At 36.7% G+C, this 19313-nt stretch carries 16 protein-coding genes; 9 read left to right on the top strand and 7 right to left on the bottom strand.

The window, feature by feature from the left end; translation table 11 throughout:
• Positions 1 to 312 precede the first annotated feature (312 nt).
• Positions 313 to 942, top strand: coding sequence for a TetR/AcrR family transcriptional regulator (locus KO495_RS10880; RefSeq protein WP_215980435.1), 630 nt, complete (start codon positions 313 to 315; stop codon positions 940 to 942).
• A gap of 98 nt (positions 943 to 1040) precedes the next feature.
• Here KO495_RS10880 and dsbB read toward each other — a convergent pair whose 3' ends face one another.
• Both dsbB and nhaD read right to left on the bottom strand, forming a co-directional pair.
• Positions 1041 to 1559 carry a disulfide bond formation protein DsbB gene (dsbB, locus tag KO495_RS10875; protein WP_215980434.1) on the bottom strand — a complete coding sequence of 173 codons (519 nt, stop codon included), beginning with the start codon at positions 1557 to 1559 and terminating at the stop codon, positions 1041 to 1043.
• Between the two features lie 167 nt (positions 1560 to 1726).
• Positions 1727 to 3127: a sodium:proton antiporter NhaD gene (nhaD, locus tag KO495_RS10870; RefSeq protein ID WP_215980433.1), complete on the bottom strand. Its 1401-nt coding sequence runs from the start codon at positions 3125 to 3127 to the stop codon at positions 1727 to 1729.
• 274 nt (positions 3128 to 3401) lie between these two features.
• On the opposite strand from nhaD, the gene fadR reads away from it, so the two are divergent.
• Entirely contained in the window at positions 3402 to 4115 is a 714-nt protein-coding gene (fadR, locus tag KO495_RS10865) for a fatty acid metabolism transcriptional regulator FadR (protein ID WP_215980432.1), read from the top strand.
• A gap of 44 nt (positions 4116 to 4159) precedes the next feature.
• Here the strand turns inward: fadR and KO495_RS10860 are convergent, their stop codons facing one another.
• The 3 genes from KO495_RS10860 to KO495_RS10850 are packed head-to-tail and all read right to left on the bottom strand — an operon-like array spanning position 4160 to position 8978.
• The gene (locus KO495_RS10860) at positions 4160 to 5734 is read right to left on the bottom strand and encodes a SpoVR family protein (RefSeq protein WP_252738912.1); all 1575 of its coding nucleotides are present in this window, start codon (positions 5732 to 5734) and stop codon (positions 4160 to 4162) included.
• A 16-nt stretch (positions 5735 to 5750) separates the two neighbouring features.
• Entirely contained in the window at positions 5751 to 7031 is a 1281-nt protein-coding gene (locus KO495_RS10855) for a YeaH/YhbH family protein (RefSeq protein WP_215980430.1), read from the bottom strand.
• 12 nt (positions 7032 to 7043) lie between these two features.
• Positions 7044 to 8978: a PrkA family serine protein kinase gene (locus KO495_RS10850; protein ID WP_215980429.1), complete on the bottom strand. Its 1935-nt coding sequence runs from the start codon at positions 8976 to 8978 to the stop codon at positions 7044 to 7046.
• A gap of 508 nt (positions 8979 to 9486) precedes the next feature.
• Between KO495_RS10850 and KO495_RS10845 the strand changes: the two genes are divergently transcribed.
• The 3 genes from KO495_RS10845 to KO495_RS10835 are packed head-to-tail and all read left to right on the top strand — an operon-like array spanning position 9487 to position 12742.
• Complete coding sequence (locus tag KO495_RS10845) at positions 9487 to 11106, top strand: methyl-accepting chemotaxis protein (RefSeq protein WP_215980428.1); 1620 nt, start codon at positions 9487 to 9489, stop codon at positions 11104 to 11106.
• Positions 11107 to 11160: 54 nt separating this feature from the next.
• Positions 11161 to 12300 carry a porin gene (locus tag KO495_RS10840; RefSeq protein ID WP_215980427.1) on the top strand — a complete coding sequence of 380 codons (1140 nt, stop codon included), beginning with the start codon at positions 11161 to 11163 and terminating at the stop codon, positions 12298 to 12300.
• Positions 12301 to 12310: 10 nt separating this feature from the next.
• Positions 12311 to 12742, top strand: a complete 432-nt coding sequence (locus KO495_RS10835) for a phosphate ABC transporter substrate-binding protein (protein ID WP_252738911.1) — start codon at positions 12311 to 12313, stop codon at positions 12740 to 12742.
• Between the two features lie 153 nt (positions 12743 to 12895).
• Here the strand turns inward: KO495_RS10835 and sodB are convergent, their stop codons facing one another.
• Positions 12896 to 13477, bottom strand: coding sequence for a superoxide dismutase [Fe] (sodB, locus tag KO495_RS10830; RefSeq protein WP_215980426.1), 582 nt, complete (start codon positions 13475 to 13477; stop codon positions 12896 to 12898).
• 221 nt (positions 13478 to 13698) lie between these two features.
• On the opposite strand from sodB, the gene KO495_RS10825 reads away from it, so the two are divergent.
• A complete protein-coding gene (locus KO495_RS10825) occupies positions 13699 to 14046 on the top strand; it encodes a Grx4 family monothiol glutaredoxin (protein WP_215980425.1) in 348 nt (115 codons plus the stop codon).
• Positions 14047 to 14135: 89 nt separating this feature from the next.
• Positions 14136 to 14741 carry a peroxiredoxin C gene (locus KO495_RS10820; protein ID WP_215980424.1) on the top strand — a complete coding sequence of 202 codons (606 nt, stop codon included), beginning with the start codon at positions 14136 to 14138 and terminating at the stop codon, positions 14739 to 14741.
• Between the two features lie 140 nt (positions 14742 to 14881).
• Here the strand turns inward: KO495_RS10820 and rnt are convergent, their stop codons facing one another.
• Entirely contained in the window at positions 14882 to 15592 is a 711-nt protein-coding gene (gene rnt, locus KO495_RS10815; RefSeq protein WP_215980423.1) for a ribonuclease T, read from the bottom strand.
• Between the two features lie 248 nt (positions 15593 to 15840).
• On the opposite strand from rnt, the gene KO495_RS10810 reads away from it, so the two are divergent.
• Entirely contained in the window at positions 15841 to 16737 is an 897-nt protein-coding gene (locus KO495_RS10810; RefSeq protein ID WP_215980422.1) for an OmpA family protein, read from the top strand.
• Between the two features lie 164 nt (positions 16738 to 16901).
• Positions 16902 to 18791, top strand: a complete 1890-nt coding sequence (locus KO495_RS10805; RefSeq protein ID WP_215980421.1) for a M1 family metallopeptidase — start codon at positions 16902 to 16904, stop codon at positions 18789 to 18791.
• The last annotated feature ends 522 nt before the right edge of the window (positions 18792 to 19313 follow it).

The following is a 19313-nucleotide window of genomic DNA, read 5'->3' as shown; positions in this document are numbered from 1 at the left end:
GATTTGTAATGCAACCAAGGTGAAGTATTAGATAAAAAAATGACTCAGGGAGTGATTGACAGATCAGGTCGCTGAGTCAGGAAATAACATGTATTCGTATTATTAGAGGTGCTGACTATAAATAAGTTCAACTTTTATTCTATTTTTTATGGTTAATTTTTTATCCTGTTTGTGCATATTGAATAATTCAACACAAGGTAAGGATAATACTTGTAGCTAAGGGGGATATAAGCTATTTTAAACAGATGTTTGAACTAGGTGTTTTAACACTTATATTTGAATGGCTTATGAATAATAGAGAGTGTTACAGCTATGAGTACAAAGAATAAAATATTAGATGCAGCAGAATTACTCTTTGCAGATAAAGGATTTAATGGCACATCGTTGCGAGAAATTACTAGCTCTGCTGGGGTTAATTTAGCGGCAGTTAACTATCATTTTGGTTCAAAAAAGGAATTAATTAAAGCGGTAATGTCTCGTTATATGAATGAACTGGCTCCTAAATTAGAGCTCGCTTTGTCAGTTATTGTGCATAGTGATGATAAACCTAATCTTGATGAGGTATTTTTTGCTTTTGTGGAGCCGTTACTGTATTTAAATGAATTTAAAGTTAATGGTACTAGTATTTTTTTACAATTATTAGGACGAGGCTATACCGATAGCCAAGGCTTCTTACGTTGGTTTTTAACCACACAGTATCCAAATGTTTTTACGCATTTCACCAAAGCCGTTCATAAAGCTTATCCAGAGTTAACCACACAGGAAATGTTTTGGCGTTTGCACTTTACCATGGGAACTATTGTTTTTACGATGTCGTCAAGTGATGCATTAATGGATATCTCGCGTAATGATTTTAATAATGATGTATCGATTGAGACATTAATAAATAAGGTTATCCCTTATGTCGCCGCAGGGGTTGGCGCGCCTATTATTGCAGAATAACTGAAAAGCTTAAGAGGTGAAAAATTGAGAGAAGCATGCTCACTTATGATTATTGATAAGTGAGCATGCTTTACCTGTTTTTATAAACAGATAATAAACTAAGGTTTTTTAGCAATAACCAATCTATTAAGTAGAATAACAGCGAAAGCTATACTGTAAAATGCATAAATAACTAGCATCCATTGTGGCATGCTAAACCCTAAAAATTGCCAACTAATTTCACCACAATCACCTGTTGCCTCAAATAAAAAAGGTAACCACTCATGAAGCGGTGCCCAAGTTGGGAAGTTAGGAATAAATTCACAGCTAAAAAATAATGAGCCGCTATTATTTTGCATTTCAATATGCTCAAGTGCGATCAAACCACCCCAAATAGCACCAGTCCCCCATAATGAAAACGCAGTAACCCTAGCAATGATATTGTTGTGCCCAGTAGCACCAATAATACCGGCGATAACAATCGCCAAAATAGCTAAACGTTGATACACACACATAATACATGGGGCTAAGTCCATGGAGTATTGAAAAAATAATGCCGTTAACTCTAATCCAAGTGCTGATAATGCGAGTAGTAACCAGGGGGTTCTGGTTGTAGTTATTTTGCTGAGATAGTTCAAAAAAATTCCTTAAAGGTACGTATAAGTTTTAAAGTAAGTATTTTAGCAGCCATAAAAAAAGCCCCTGCATTTAGGGGCTTTATCATAACAATTTAGCGGTTATAAGCTAATTATAATTATTAAAAATCTTGTAATTAAATATGAATAACAAGATTTATATAGGGTATTTAGTTTATAAGTAAATGCACGTAAATACTGGCAGCATAACCTAAAGAGATAACAGGCATCCATTTTAGGTGTGCGAAAAAGGTGTAATAGCCTCTTGCTTGACCCATTAAGGCAACGCCAGCAGCGGAGCCTATAGATAATAAGCTACCGCCAACACCAGCGGTTAATGTTACTAGCAACCATTGGGTATGTGACATATCAGGGTTCATTGTTAGTACTGCAAACATTACGGGAATGTTATCAACAATTGCCGATAAAATACCTACTAATATATTGGCATTTGTCGCGCCAAGCTCACCATACATGAACTCAGAAACCATGCCTAAATAACCAATAAAGCCTAAACCGCCAACCGCTAGGATAACACCGTAGAAGAAGAATAAAGTATCCCATTCTGCTTTTGCTATTTTATCAAAAATGTCGAAGCTGTTTTCAGGCGCGTGGCTGGTCGGTAAATCTGAGGTATCAATTTCACCTTGACCTGTTTTACGTATGTAGTAGCCGAAGAACTTTAAGTAAGCTAAACCTAACATCATGCCAAATACAGGGGGTAAGTGTAAGAAGTTATGGAAAGATACTGCAGTAACAATGGTTAATAAAAATAATCCGACAATGGTTAAGCCGCCTTTTTTAATGACAGCACCATCACCTTCATTAGGGCTAGGGTGACCTTTAGGAAGGAAAAACTGCATAATAAACGCTGGAATAATAAAGTTCACTACTGATGGTAAGAATAGCGCAAAAAACTCAGTAAATTGTACAATCCCTTTTTGCCAAACCATTAGGGTTGTTATATCACCAAAGGGGCTAAAAGCACCACCAGCATTCGCACCTACAACGATGTTTACACAACTCATAGCGATAAACTTAGGCTCATCTTTACCAACGGCAAGCACTACAGCACACATTATTAAAGCGGTAGTTAAGTTATCAGCGATAGGTGAAATAAAGAAAGCGAGAATACCAGTTAACCAAAATAGTGCTTTATAGCTAAATCCTTTATGTACTAGCCAGTCACGTAACGCATCAAACACACCGCGCTCTAACATTGCGTTGATGTAAGTCATAGCGACCAGTAAAAAGAAGAACAATTCGGCATATTCTAAGAAATTATGACGTATTGCCACTTCAGCGGCATGGGGCATGCCCTCTGAAGCGTAAACTATGGCAATTAAAACCCAGATTAAACCCGCGGCAAGTAAAACCGGTTTTGATTTACGTAAGTGAAGTTGTTCTTCTAAAATAACAAGTGAATAAGCAACAACAAAAATAGCAATCGCGGTATAGCCAATCCAGTGATTAGTTAAATTAAGCGTTTGTCCGAGGTCTGCTGAAGCAAATGCTATGCTAGGAAAGAGTACTGCTGTAAATGCCAGTAAAATCAATAGAAATGGTTTCATGTTATTCTCTATTAAGCTGTAAAATTAATACGGCTGAAGGTAAGTATGATTATTTTTGCGTGAATTCTATCAAAATCATAACAAAATGATACAACAAAGACTTTGATTGCAATCAATATTATTGATATTGAGCATTCGTGCCATTGATAGCTTGAATAGCGGATAGCTATGGTATTCGAATGCCCTCGGTTGCACTTGTGTAGAAAAAAACTTCTGGTACAATCAGTTGCTTATTATATTGTCGTCCACGTTTAAACTTAGGTAAGCATAATCAATGGTTATAAAAGCTCAAAGTCCAGCAGGTTTTGCTGAGCAGTACATAGTTGAATCTATTTGGAATGGTGGCTTCCCTCCAGGCTCTATTTTACCAGCAGAACGTGAATTATCTGAGTTAATTGGTGTGACTAGAACAACGCTCAGAGAAGTGCTACAGCGTTTAGCAAGAGATGGTTGGTTGACTATTCAACATGGAAAACCAACTAAAGTGAATAATTTTTGGGAAACCTCAAGCTTAAATATTCTTGCCACATTGGCAGAGCTTGACCAAGAAGGTATTCCAGACTTAGTTGATAACTTATTATCAGCACGTACTAACATTAGTACTATTTATATTCGTGGTGCAATTAAAAATAACCCTGAGGCCACTGCTGCATTATTGCAAAAGTATACTGACATTGAAGATACTGGTGAAGCTTTTGCTGAGTTTGACTATCAACTTAATAAAGAATTAGTGGTCGTATCAGGAAACCCTATTTACTTACTTATTTTAAATGGTTTAGGTGGATTATATTCTCGTATTGGTCGATTATACTTTGCCCACCCTCAAGGGCGTGAAATTTCACGTACTTATTATCAGTCACTTATTGATTTAGCTAATAATAATAAATTTGATGAGGCAGCGGCGGCGGTCCGTAATTACGGCATGGAGTCTGGGAAACTTTGGATTGATCTCAAAGCAGAAGTTTTAAAAGAGCTTTCTAATAACTAATAAAGTTTTCTCTGCTTTGAACCAGTACTTTTATTAAGGCGACATTAGTCGCCTTTTTTTGTGTTGGCAGGACATTGTGCGATAACTTCATCAATACCAACATTATTTTCTTGAACTATCTTTACCTCAAAATGCCATAAGTAATGTAAGTGCTTTAACACTTCGTCTTTTGAGTCTCCTAGACTTACTCCGTTATGCGGAGTGTATCTTAAGGTTAGCCCTCTATCGCCATCAATATTCGCATCAATAATTTGAATATTGACTTCTAAATTACTTAAATTGTATTGATTGGCTAAATTGTTACGTAAGCTTTTATAACCCTGCTCATTATGTATTGCGCCTATTTCCACATAATTGTTTTGTGTATCATCATGAATGTGAAATAACTTAAAATCTCGCATCAATTTCGGTGATAAATATTGGCTAATAAAACTCTCATCTTTAAAGTTTTCCATGGCAAAGTGCACAGTGTCGAGCCAATTGCTGCCAGCTATCTCAGGGAAGTAAGCTCTATCTTCTTCAGTTGGATGCTCACAAATGCGGCGAATATCCATAAACATATTAAACCCTAATGCGTACGGGTTTATGCCTGAATAATACTTGCTGTTATAATCTGGCTGGGCAACTACATTAGTGTGACTGTGTAAAAACTCCAACATAAACTTGTCGGTTACTAACCCTTCATCATAGAGGTGGTTTAATAAGGTGTAGTGCCAAAAACATGCCCAGCCTTCATTCATCACTTGGGTTTGTTTTTGGGGATAAAAATATTGTGATATTTTTCGAACAATACGGACAATCTCTCTTTGCCATGGCTTTAATAATGGGGCATTTTTTTCAATAAAATAAAGAATGTTTTCTTGTGGTTCACTAGGGAATTGTACTGTGCCACTTGCACTTTTTTCTGTAGATTTTGGCAGTGTACGCCATAGCATATTTACTTGTGATTGCAGGTACTCACTGCGCTCTTCTTGTCGCTTTAACTCTTCGTCGAGTGAGATTTTTTGTGGTCTTTTATAGCGATCTACACCATGATTCATGAGCGCATGACACGCATCTAACGTTGCCTCAACTTCTGCTATGCCATATTTAAGCTCGCATTTACTTATGTAATTTTTCGCAAAGAGTAAGTAATCAATAATTGAGTCTGCATCCGTCCATGACTTAAATAAATAATTACCTTTAAAAAAAGAGTTATGACCATAACAAGCATGCGCCATCACCAGTGCTTGCATTGTCATCGTATTTTCTTCCATTAAATATGAAATGCAAGGGCTTGAGTTAATAACAATTTCATAAGCTAAGCCCATTTGTCCACGCTTATAATTTTGCTCGGTTTGAATGAATTTTTTACCAAAAGTCCAATGGTTATAACCAATAGGCATACCGACACTCGCGTAGGCATCCATCATTTGCTCTGCTGTTATAACTTCTATTTGGTTGGTATAAGTATCAAGTCGATAAATCTCGGCAACTCTTGCTATCTCACTTTGATATTGCTCTAATAATTCAAATGACCAATCTGAGTTATCACTTAGTGGCTTTTTTGCTTTCTCATGGGTACCATTAACTGAATCTTTTTGCTGTTCTTTATTATTCTTTTTAGATGAAGTGTTCATAATGTCATCCACCTTTTTATGCGGCATTTGATTTTGTATTTTTTTTGAAAAGCTCTCTAAATACAGGGTAAATATCTGTGACCGATTTTATATGCTCAATAGCAAAGTTACCGTGTGTGTGGGTGAGTTGCTGGTAGTGTTGCCAAAGCGTTTGGTGTGCTCGCTGTGTTATTTCAATATAACTAAAGTAGCGTGACCTTGGTAATATGTTTTTCTCCAGTATGGCTTTACATTGAGGAGAATCATCTGCCCAGTTATCGCCATCAGAGGCTTGAGCGCCGTATATATTCCATTGACTATCATTATAACGTTCATTAATTATGTCATTCATTAGCTCCAATGCGCTTGATGCAATAGTGCCTCCCGTTTCTTGAGAATAAAAGAACTCATGCTCGTCAACTTCTTTTGCTTGGGTATGGTGACGAATATAAACAACATCGATATTTTTATAGGTTTGGCTAAGAAATAAATAGAGTAAAATATAAAATCGTTTAGCAATATCTTTAGTGGCTTGATCCATTGAGCCAGAAACATCCATTAGACAAAACATAACCGCTTTTGAGGTTGGAACAGCTTGTCGTGCATAATTTCTAAAGCGCAGGTCAAAAGTATCAATAAAAGGGACTTTCTTTATTTTATTTGTAAGCGCTAATATGCTCTCTTTGAGCTCTTTTTCTTCTTGAATATGATCATGTTTATCACTTTGTATCAAAGCGAGTCGAGCTTCTAAGGCTTTTAACTCTTTACGCTTGCTTGCCGTCATAGCTATTCGGCGTGCAATAGAGCCTTGTAAAGACTTTACTATATCAATATTTGACGGTACACCTTCAGCGCAATAACCACTGCGTACTGTTTTGTATTCAATGAGCTTATCTAACTGGTTTTTTTCTAAGTTAGGTAACTCTAAATCTTCAAATAATAAGTCTAAGTACTCCTCTTTAGATATAGAAAATGAAAACTCATCTTCTCCCTCTCCGCTATCACTCGCTTCACCTTTACCTGAACCTTGACCTTGTTGTTGCGGTGGTCTTGGAATTCTATCTCCAGGTGAAAATTGATCATTTCCAGGATGAACTCTATCCTTTACACCGCCGCTACCTTGGTGAAACACTGGCTCAGATAAATCTTTTTTAGGAATAGTAATATTTTCACCTGAACTAATATCAGTCACGCCACGCTGATTAATGGCCCCTTCAACGGATTTTTTAATTTGGTTTTTGTAGCGCCTTAGAAATCGCTGACGATTAACAGTACTTTTATTTTTACTGTTAAGGCGTCTATCTATAAAATTAGCCATACATCACCTCCGTTAAGAAGATTTTCTTACACGTAAGTACCACTCAGATAATAACCTTACTTGTTTTTGGGTATAGCCTTTGGTCATCATACGCTGTACAAAGTCATCATGTTTTTGCTGATCATCAGTTGATGTTTTTGCATTAAAAGAAATAACGGGCAATAGGTCTTCGGTATTAGAGAACATTTTTTTCTCAATAACCGTACGTAATTTTTCATAGCTAGTCCATGCTGGGTTTTTGCCATTATTATTGGCTTTGGCACGTAAGACAAAGTTAACAATCTCATTACGAAAATCTTTTGGATTACTAATACCCGCAGGCTTTTCAATTTTTTCTAGCTCTTCATTTAATGATTGTCTATCAAAAAGCTGACCAGTTTCGGTATCCCTATATTCTTGATCTTGTATCCAAAAATCGGCATAAGTGACATAACGATCAAAGATATTTTGACCGTATTCAGAATAAGACTCTAAATACGCGGTTTGAATTTCTTTCCCAATAAACTCAATATATTGAGGAGTTAAATACCCTTTAATAAACTCCATATAACGTTCAGTGGTTTCTTGTGGTAATTGTTCACGCTCAACTTGCTGCTCTAGTACATAAAATAAATGTACGGGGTTTGCTGCAACTTCTTGATTATCAAAATTAAAAACACGTGATAATATTTTAAAAGCAAAGCGTGTTGATAAGCCTGACATCCCTTCATCTATACCCGCATAATCGCGGTACTCTTGATAAGACTTAGCTTTTGGGTCTGTATCTTTAAGTGTTTCACCATCATAGACGCGCATTTTTGAGTAAATACTGGAGTTATCAGGCTCTTTAATACGTGACAGCACTGAGAATTGGGCTAAAATTTCTAATGTATCAGGGGCACATTGCGCTGTTTTTAATTCGCTGTGCTCAAGTAGTTTTTTGTATATATTCACCTCTTCAGAAACCCGCATACAGTAAGGTACCTTAACAATATAAACGCGATCTAAAAAAGCTTCATTATTTTTATTATTTCTAAACGTTTGCCACTCTGACTCGTTAGAGTGAGCTAATAGAATGCCGTTAAACGGTAGGGCAGATAAACCTTCGGTTGGATTGTAGTTGCCTTCTTGTGTGGCAGTAAGTAGCGGGTGCAGCACTTTAATTGGTGCTTTGAACATTTCAACAAACTCCATTAGACCTTGGTTAGCACGACACAGGGCTCCCGAGTAACTATAGGCATCGGCATCATTTTGCGCGAAGTGCTCTAATTGTCTAATGTCGACTTTTCCCACTAAGGCTGATATGTCTTGGTTGTTATCGTCCCCTGGTTCAGTTTTAGCAATGGCTATTTGATCAAGGATAGAAGGGTATACTTTTACCACCTTAAACTGTGCAATATCTCCTTTAAATTCATGCAAGCGCTTAGCCGCCCAAGGTGAAATAATAGTATTTAGGTAGCGTTCTGGAATATTGTATTCTTCTTTTAGAATTTTACCGTCAGAGTGTGCATCAAATAAACAGAATGGGTGGTCATTAACAGGGCTTAACTCACCGTTAGCACTCAAAATATAAATAGGATCTTTTTGCATTAGTGCTTTCAGTTTTTCCGCTAGTGAGGATTTACCGCCGCCAACAGGGCCAAGTAAATAAAGAATTTGCTTTTGCTCCTCTAAGCCTTGAGAAGCATGCTTAAGATAAGAGACTATTTGCTCGATAGCATCTTCCATACCATAAAAGTCTGCGAAAGCGGGGTAACGATTAATTACTCTATTTGAAAATATTCGACTTAATCTGGGATCATTTGCGGTATCTATTGCTTCTGGAGTACCAATAGCACTGAGCAATCTTTCCGAGGCACTGGCGTAGGCTAATTTGTCATCCTTGCAGAGGGTTAAAAAGTCTTGCAAACTTAACTCTTCTTGCTGTGATTGCTCGTAACGTGTTTGATAATGTTGAAAAATACTCATAACCGTCTCCTAAAAAGCGCAATGTTATCGTCATCAAATTATTATTAAAGTTTAGTTCTTACAGCATTTCCATATTGTTTCTATCTATTGTTAAGCTTGCGTTTAAAGGTATTTTATCTAAATAGTATCATTAATAAATCAACCATAACTTCAGATTAAATACTCACTATAGCTTAAGTGAAAGGTCACTAAAGTGACGTGCTCGTTATATTTTAATCGTTATATTTTAAGATTAGTTGCTTTAATTGATTTAGCTAGGAAACTTAAGCAACTTTATTGTTACTTTGTAAAAAAAACAAAAGAAGATCAAATAACTATTCTCATTAAAAGTTATTTTTAGGTTTGTTATTCAGAGGTTTCTTTCCTAGACTATTTTTATGCGTGTATGTATGCGTGTATGTATGCGTGGCAATCATAAGAGCACGATTGTCGATAATTGCTATCGAAACCTAAAATTACAACATAAAAATAGTAATAATTCACAAAAATAATAAAAGGCAAGGATGAGATGAACTTTTTCAAAAAATTATCTATACGCTATAAGATTTTATTAATTCCTATGGTAGGTGCGTTAGGTTTTTGCGTTTATTTAGCAATAACTTTAGTGTCTATGTCGCAAATAGTAACTCAACTTAATCAAGCCTATCATGTTGAGTATCAGCTATTACAAACATCAGAACACAGTCTAGTTCGTTTGGATAAGATAAAAGAAACGTTAGGTAATGCCGTTACCATGGGAGAAGTTGATTTATTAGAGCTTGCTGATAAATATGCGGATGAAACTCGTGCTAAATTAGAAGAAAATATTGCATCTGATGCCAGTAATGCAAACTTCTTACGAAAGTTATTAAGAGATTTTAATGAGTACTATCAACTAGCCCATGCGCTTTCTAAAGAAATGGTTGATGGAACTGCTGACTTTGAAACCTTAGGCCCCCGTAGTCAGGCGATGTCGGAAAACTTAACGCGTTTACAAACCGAATTAAATACCTTTCAAGAGCAGCGTTACCAGTCATTCACCCAAGCATTTGAATCAGTTAATGAAAACGCGGAATCGACTTCAACAATGGGGATTGTTCTTGGCGTTATAACATTACTAAGCTTGTTTGCTGTGGCTTTGCCTATTGCTAATACTATTAGTGAAAAACTAAAAGATATTATTAGCTCAATGAAAGGTATCGCTCAAGAAAATGGTGACTTAACGGTAAGACTAGTGACTAGTAGTAAAGATGAAATGGGGGACTTAGTTTTTTGGTTTAATAGTTTTATAGAAAAGCTACAAAACGTCATCAAAAATGTGGTTGATACCGCCTTACCACTTGCAGATACCGCAAATAACATTTCAACGTTATCAAATAATACCATTGAGTCGTTTAAACGACAATCTGATAGCGTAGATCAATCTCGAAGCTCAGTTGAAGAAATGAGTCAAAGTGTTGCAGAAATAACAACCAATGCAGCAGATGCCGCTGACGCGGCTAAAAATGCTAATAATGAAGCGGTAAAAGGCAAGGAGGTGGTTGAGAAAACCATCGAAGGCATTAGAGTTCTTGCTGATAACATTACTCAAGCTGCAGAGTCTATAAATCAGCTCCAAGAGGATACTAGTCGTGTCAATGTGGTTTTAGAGGTTATTCGCGGTATTGCTGATCAAACTAATTTATTGGCATTAAATGCTGCTATTGAAGCCGCTAGAGCTGGAGAGCAAGGCAGAGGGTTTGCTGTGGTTGCCGATGAGGTAAGAGGCTTAGCGTCTCGAACTCAAGAGTCAACTGAAGAAATTAACCAAATGTTAAGCCAATTACAAAGTGCAGCTAAGCGGGCGGTTACTATGATGGAAAACTCACAAGCAAGTGTGGAAGTGAGTGTCGAAAGTGCCAATGAAGCAGGGCATAGCTTAGTTGCTATAACAGATACCGTGAATATCATTGCTGATATGAATGGCGCTATAGCAGTTGCTACAGAAGAACAGCACCAAGTCTCGGGGTTAATGGTTGGGCATGTTGAAGATATACAAACATGTGCTAATGAAGCTTCCTCTGCATCACAAGAAATTGCAGGGGTAAGTGATAGTTTATTAAGTTTGGCGTCAGAGTTAGAGGCAGTTGCTCGTCAATTTAAAGTGTAGTGGTTAATCAATAGTTTTTAAGTTAATTATAATAAACGGTTAAGGTGGATATATATGAAACATACATGTAAAGCTCTTATCGTTACTAGCGCGTTATTTGCAGGTAACTTACACGCAGAAATAGTGTTTAATGGCTTTTCTTCTATTGTTGGAGGAGTGACTACATCTAGTAAAGATGAGTTATATGGTTACGATGACAGTTTTGACTTTAAAAATGACTCGTTATTTGCTTTACAAGCTAGCGCCGATTTAACGGATGGTATTGGCGTAACTGCGCAAATTATTTCTCGAGGTAAAAATGACTGGGATGTCGATTTTGAATGGGCTTATATCAGCTATGATGCGACTGATGACTTACGCTTTTTAGTGGGACGTCAACGAGCGCCTTTTTATATGTATTCTGATTTTCTTGATGTCTCTTATGCTTATACTTGGATTACGCCCCCAGCAGGTGTATACGATTTGATTTTTGATACTTTTGATGGCGTTGGCGCTATTTATAGTACTAGTCTAGGAGAGTTTGATAGTACCTTCCAAGTTATGTATGGGCGTAATACAGATAAACTCGATGTATTTGGTGAAACCGTTAGTCCAGATTTTAAAGACTTACTTGGCGGCTCATTTACTTTAACTCGCGATTGGTTAACTTTACGTGCAGGCATATTTCAAGCCGATACTACTATTCCACACTCGGGGATAAATGAAATTGCCTATGGCTGGCAACAAGCCGGTTTTACTGATGTTGCAAGTGATGTTTTAATTGAAGAAGATAAAGCTCTATTCGTTGAGTTAGGTTTTCAGTTAGACTTTGAAAATTTCCTTATTGTTGGGGAGTACACTGAGCTAACGCTAGATGATATGGCGATAGCGGATGAAGAGTCTTACTATGTTATGGCAGGTTGGCGTTTTTCAAATATGCTTTTACATGTTACCTACGGCGTTGATGAAAATAGTAAAAATGACTTAACTGCTGGAGTGCCTTGGGGCTTAGACCCTGGTATTGACTTTTTAAAAGCGAGTACGCAAGGTTTAGTTAATCAGCAAAAAGCCGATGAGAGCTATATTACCCTTGGGTTACGTTGGAATTTTCATGAGTCAGCAGCTCTTAAATTTGAATATACAGACTTTAGCGATGACTTAAATAGTTTACATGATGCGGGTGTTTTTAGAACCGCTTTAGTTACTGTTTTTTAAGGGGATGCCAATGAAATTACTTAACAAATATAAAATAAAGCTTTCACTAATAACATTTTTTCTTGTTTATAGTGTAGGTGCACTCGCTGATGTAGCGGTTATTGTTAATAGTGCTAATACAGCAGCAATAGATGAGGGGGATATTCCTCGTATTTTTTTAGGTAAAATTAAAAGTTATTCGACGGGAGATAAAGTTACTTTAGTTAACTTAAACTCGGATCAGTCAGCTAGAGCTGAATTTGAAGATAAAGTTTTAAATAAAAGTGCCACACAAATAAAGGCGTACTGGTCTAAATTAATGTTTTCGGGTAAAGCTAAACCGCCAAAAGAGCTTGAAAACGATAAAGCAGTCATTGATTTTATCCAGTCAAACCCAGGTGCTATTGGTTATATTTCTGCTGAAAGTGTTACGGACTCTGTGAAAGTAATTAAAACCTATTAATTTATCTTGAATCAAGACAAAATAGGTTAGCCTCACGTTAAGCTTTTATAAAGCTGGCACATAATGTCAAACAATATGCCAATGCATTTAAATACAAAAAACGAGCTAAATAGCTCGTTTTTTATTTTTACTATTATAAATAGTTTATTTCACTTAGCTGAAGTTTGCTTGTGCAAAATCCCAGTTAGCTAATGCCCAAAAACCATTTAAGTAATTAGGGCGCACGTTACGGTAATCAATGTAGTAAGCATGTTCCCATAAATCTACGGTTAATAAAGGAGTAACGCCTTCATCTGTTAATGGTGTAGCTGCATTAGAGGTGTTAACAATAGCTAAGCTACCGTCAGCATTTTTTACTAACCAAGTCCAGCTTGAACCGAAGTTGTTAATTGCGCTGTCAGTAAATTTTGCTTTAAATTCAGCAAAAGAACCAAAGCTTGCATTAATTGCGTCAGCTAATGAACCCGTTGGCTCAGAGCCACCTGTTGGGCTAAGGCTATGCCAGTAAAACGTATGGTTCCAAATTTGTGCAGCGTTATTAAAAATACCTGCAGAAGAAGTTTTTACGATTTCTTCTAATGATTTATCAGCAAATTCAGTGCCTTCAATTAAACCATTTAGCTTTACAACATAGGTATTGTGATGCTTGCCGTAGTGAAATGATAATGTCTCAGCTGAGATATGTGGCTCTAGTGCATTTTGCTCGTAAGGTAGTGATGGTAATTCAATTGCCATTTTGCTCTCCAGGTTATAGTTATTTTTTACTGTGTTTTTGTTAAAACTTGAGTAAAATACTCAGGTATTATTATATTGGTCTTAGTTAGCTCAGTTTCAAGAGTTAATTAGCATATAATAGTCATATTTTTTTTTGATTGGTATTGAAAGTTTATTTTTAGGCACTATCTCTTAATAAACGCAGTGCATTTCAAGTCATGAGCATTAATAAAGAGGTTACCATGGATACAATTGAACGTATTAAGCAACAAATTAGCGAAAATCCTGTATTGCTATATATGAAAGGCTCACCTAAGTTACCAAGTTGTGGTTTTTCATCACAAGCATCACAAGCGCTAATCTCTTGTAATGAAAAATTTGCTTATGTCGACATTTTACAAAACCCTGATATTCGTGCGGAATTGCCAATTTACGCAGATTGGCCTACTTTTCCACAGTTATGGGTGGATGGTGAATTAGTTGGTGGTTGTGACATTATTATTGAAATGTTTCAACAAGGTGAGTTACAAACATTACTTACCGAAACTACAGCAAAATATAGTTCAGCAGAAGAAAACTCTGCCGAGTAGTAAACCTTTTACATAACAATGTTTTTTTTACAGTATTGTGATGTAAAAATTATTAAATTTTTTGAAAATAAATAAAAACGGAGCATAAAATGAGTGTATTAGTTGGTCGTTCAGCACCAGATTTCACAGCAGCAGCTGTATTAGGTAATGGTGAGATTGTTGATTCTTTTACGTTAAGTGAAGCAATCAAAGGTAAAAAAGCAGTCGTATTTTTCTACCCATTAGATTTTACTTTTGTATGTCCTTCAGAGTTATTAGCATTTGATCACCGTATGGACGAGTTCAAAAGCCGTGGTGTTGAAGTTATCGGTGTTTCTATCGATTCTCAATTTTCTCATAATGCATGGCGTAACACGCCAGTAAACGAAGGTGGTATTGGTCCAGTACAATACACATTAGTTGCTGATGTTAAACATGAAATTTGTAAAGCGTACGATGTAGAACATCCAGAAGCTGGTGTTGCATTCCGCGGTTCATTCTTAATTGATGAAGAAGGTAATGTTCGTCACCAAGTAGTTAACGATTTACCATTAGGTCGTAACGTTGATGAAATGTTACGTATGGTTGATGCATTACAATTCCACCAAGAACACGGTGAAGTATGTCCTGCTGGTTGGAACAAAGGTGATAAAGGTATGACAGCTTCTCCAGAAGGTGTTGCGTCTTACCTTACAGACAACGCTGAACAGCTTTAATTGTTAGTACTTACTCGTCTTTTTGGTTAACTACGAGTAAATTAGCTTTTAAGCGCTAATTATTATAATTAGCATATAAAAAAACCGCCTCGGCGGTTTTTTTGTTTTTCAGTTAAGGAGGTTGACTTAGCTGAGTGACATTACTCTTCTATGGTTGGCATTGGCCAACCACCTAAAGTTTTCCATTTATTAACAATATAACAAAATAGCTCAGCAGTTTTTTCGGTATCGTATAAGGCGCTATGCGCTTCACTATTATTGAACTCTATATTGGCGGCAACACAGGCTTTAGCTAATACGGTTTGCCCTAAAGCAAGCCCTGACAGTGTTGTCGTGTCAAAGCTCACAAATGCATGAAAAGGGCTACGCTTTATATTACAGCGCTCGGTGGCTGCATTTAAAAATCCTAAATCAAAAGCCGCGTTATGAGCAACAATGATGGCGCGTTGGCAACCAGCCAATTTCATTTTTTTTCTCACGAGTTTAAATAATGACTTTAGTGCTTCATCTTCATCTACCGCAAAACGTAACGGATTTGTAGGGTCAATACCGGTAAAAGCTAATGCTTTAGGCTCTAAATTGGCTCCCTCAAAAGGGTTAATATTAAATTGAATTGTTTCATCAATCGACATTAGCCCGGTTTCTTCGTCTAGCGTTAATACTGAGGCTGCTAGCTCGAGTAACGCATCAGTTTGTGCATTAAACCCTGCTGTTTCTACATCAATTACTACAGGAAAGTACCCCCTAAAACGTTGGGCTAAGGCAGGTGAAGTCAGTTCTTGAGACTGAACTGTTGATGATGGGTCGTTATTGGCTGGTGTAGGTGTTATTTCTGGTATTGGATTAGACATAAGATAAATAAAAGCACGCATCAAAAATTTCAGCAATTATCTCAGAAAAGTGTTTTAAAAACGAGGTGCAAAAGGATTTTGATGTATTAGGTCTCATTATTTATCACTAAATGGCGATTAATTGAGAAGAAACTGCTAAAGTTATCTTAGATTAGGACGATAACCTATATATCCTTTATATTACTCTATATTAGTGATAATTAGTGACTATTGGTTGGTCATTGTTTATTAGTATTGTGCATAACATTATGAAAAAAACACTCATATCAATTACATTATTTTCTTTATTAGCCACTAGCTTAACTGCTGGGTTTTGGAGTAACAATGCGCAGGCGGGAATTCGTCAATATAGCGCTAATATTCAAAACTCTACATGGCTTTTATCTAACGATTCGCGCTTACAGTGCACATTATCACATCAAATACCTCAATATGGCGAAGCTCGCTTTTACGCTAAAGCAAACCGTCAATTAAATATGGAGTTTGAGCTTGATATGATGTTACTACCTGACAATTATTCGTTGGCCGAGGTACGTAGTGTTTCACCAAGCTGGCAGCCAGGTAATGGCTCTCGTCGTTTAGCTGATATGAAGTTATATAAACAATTCAACCCAAGTCTACCTAAAAAAGTGGCTTGGACTATGTTGAGTGAACTAGAGCAGGGCATGAGCCCCACTTTTTATTATAACGACTGGTATAGCGACAGTGATAAAATATCAGTGGGTTTATCTACGGCACGCTTTAGAAAAGCTTATCAAGATTTTGTCGGCTGTATTGGTAACTTATTAAACTATAGCTTTGATGATATTTCTTATACCGTACTGAATTATCAATCAAATAGTGACAAGTTTACTAAAGCTTCGCAGCGACGCATGAATATGATTCGTGAATACTTAAGTTTAGATCCTGAATTAGAGTTAGTGCTTATTGATGCATATTCAGATAGCTATGGCGGTCGTGATGCTAACTTACGATTATCACAGCGTCGAGCAACAAAAATTAGAGATTATTTTGTGCAAAACGGCATAGATGCAAGCCGAATAGAGGCGAGTGGTTATGGTGAAAAACGTCATATTGCTTCTAACGACACCACATTAGGTCGCGGTAAAAATAGACGTGTGGTTATTCAAATGCAAAAACCGTAACTGATTTTGAACAAAATCCTAAGTTATTTAATTGATTGACTCGGATTTATTATTGAACAAGCCCGTAGATACACTGTAATCTACGGGCTTGTTTGTTTTGGGCTACATTGTTTCAATTATTTGATACAGCCCACCATTTTTAGTCTAACTAAGGTAAAAATGCTATGAAAAATTTTTCAAAACTTTGCCTGTTGCTTAGCTGTTTGGCTGTATCGTCAGCACCAGCATTGTCAGCGCAAGAACATGCTCATCATAACGTATCAGCTCAAGTATTAACTGATGCTTATACTTATGCAAATTATGATCAAGTAAAAACAACGCATGTATATTTGGATCTTGATGTAGATTTTGATAAAAAATCACTTAAAGGCTTTGTTGATCTTTCCTTAAACTGGTTAAGCGATAAACCAGCGCCAGTAATTCTTGATACTCGTGATTTAGTTATTCACCGGGTGATGGCACAAAATAGTCAAGGTGAGTGGAAAAAAACTGATTATAACTTAGCGAAGCGAGATGACGTTTTAGGTAGCAAGTTAACGATTAATACTCAGTTTAAAGCGAAAAAAGTCCGAGTTTATTATAACTCAACTGAAAAAGCGTCAGGTTTACAATGGTTATCTGCAGAGCAAACAGCGGGTAAGGATAAGCCTTTTTTATTTAGCCAAAACCAGGCTATTCATGCACGTTCGTGGATACCAATTCAAGACACACCAAGTGTACGTGTAACTTATACGGCTCGTATAACTACTGATAAAGATTTATTAGCCGTAATGAGCGCTAATAATGAACCGACAACAGAGCGTGATGGCGATTACTTTTTTTCAATGCCACAAGCTATTCCACCATACTTGATTGCCATTGGTGTAGGTGACTTGCACTTTAAAGCCATGAGTCATCAAACAGGTATTTATGCAGAAAGTTATATTTTAGATGCTGCCGTCGCTGAATTTGACGATACACAAATGATGATTGATAAAGCCGAAGCTATGTACGGTAAATACCGTTGGGGACGCTACGATTTATTAATTTTACCACCAAGCTTCCCGTTTGGCGGTATGGAAAATCCTCGCTTATCATTTATTACCCCAACCGTTATTGCCGGTGATAAAAGCTTAGTTAACCTTATTGCTCATGAATTAGCACATTCTTGGTCAGGCAACTTAGTCACCAATGAAAGTTGGCGTGACTTATGGTTGAATGAAGGTTTTACTAGCTATGTTGAAAATCGCATCATGGAAGCGGTATTTGGTACAGACAGAGCTGTTATGGAACAGGCATTATCGGCGCAAGACTTAAACTTTGAAATAGCAGAGCTAGCACCAAACGATACTCAGCTTTATATTGATTTACAAGGGCGCGATCCCGATGACGCTTTTTCAGGTGTACCTTACATTAAAGGGCAACTATTCTTAATTTATCTTGAGCAAAAATATGGACGTGAACGTTTTGATAAATTTGTACTCGACTACTTTGATGGTCATGCTTTTGAAAGTTTAGGGACTGAAAATTTTGTTAAATATATTAAAGCAAACCTTATTGATAAATACCCAGGTATTGTAAGCCATAAAGAGCTTAATGAGTGGATTTACCAGCAAGGCTTACCAAGTTATGTGCCTAAGCCGACATCAAATGCGTTTAGTGTGATTGATAATCAAATAGCACAATTGCTTGCCGATGAAGTTAGCTTGTCTGAGCTACCAACTAAAAACTGGACCTTGCATGAGTGGTTGCACTTTATCAATAACTTACCACTTGATATTAGCTCTGATCGTATGGTGAGCCTAGATAATGCTTTTGACTTAACCAATAGTAAAAATGCTGAAATAGCACATGCTTGGTATTTATTATCGATTCGAGTGGGCTACAACGAAGTTTACCCTGCCATGGAAAAGTATCTGGAAGGCATAGGTCGACGTAAGCTAATTGTTCCTCTTTATAAAGAGTTAGCTAAAAATCCTGAGAGTAAAGTATGGGCAAGTAGAGTATATGATAAAGCTCGCCCTGGTTACCACGGCTTAGCACAAGGCACAGTAGATAATATTTTACGCAAGTAAGTATAATTTGCTAAGCACCTAGCTTAGATAGCTAAAGTTAATAGAGAAGGGCATTAGCCCTTTTTTATTATTCTTTTTATGGTGGCTTTCTCTAATAATTAGCTACTCAGCTGCTAGGTTAAGCGATAAGGCAAGTGGTTAACTGTCTTGGTAATGAGGAAGCAAAAAGCACATACGAAGTGGTAAGTTAATAGTAATAAACGAACAAAAGACATTCTAATACTAAGGCGTCCATGAATATACTTTCAAGCGCTTGCGCCTAATGTGGTTACGAATGGAGTATAAGATTGAAGTGATTTACAGGCTATAAGTGTGATAATACTTGTTATAATTTAATAAAGTTCGCTGCATTTAAATATAAAATCAAAAAGCAGCGAAATAGTAAATAATCTGACTTTGTAATACCTGAATTATTGTTTTTAATAGTACTATCTAAAGATACTCTCTAAAAGTACTATCTAAAAGTACTATCTAAAGGTACTTTCTAAAAGTACTATCTAAAGGTACTCTCTAAAAGTACTC

The sequence above is a fragment of the Colwellia sp. D2M02 genome, assembly GCF_018860755.1.
GTDB lineage: Bacteria > Pseudomonadota > Gammaproteobacteria > Enterobacterales > Alteromonadaceae > Colwellia > Colwellia asteriadis.
Note: the sequence above shows the minus strand (reverse complement) of the source record. Positions and strands in the feature narration are given on the sequence as shown.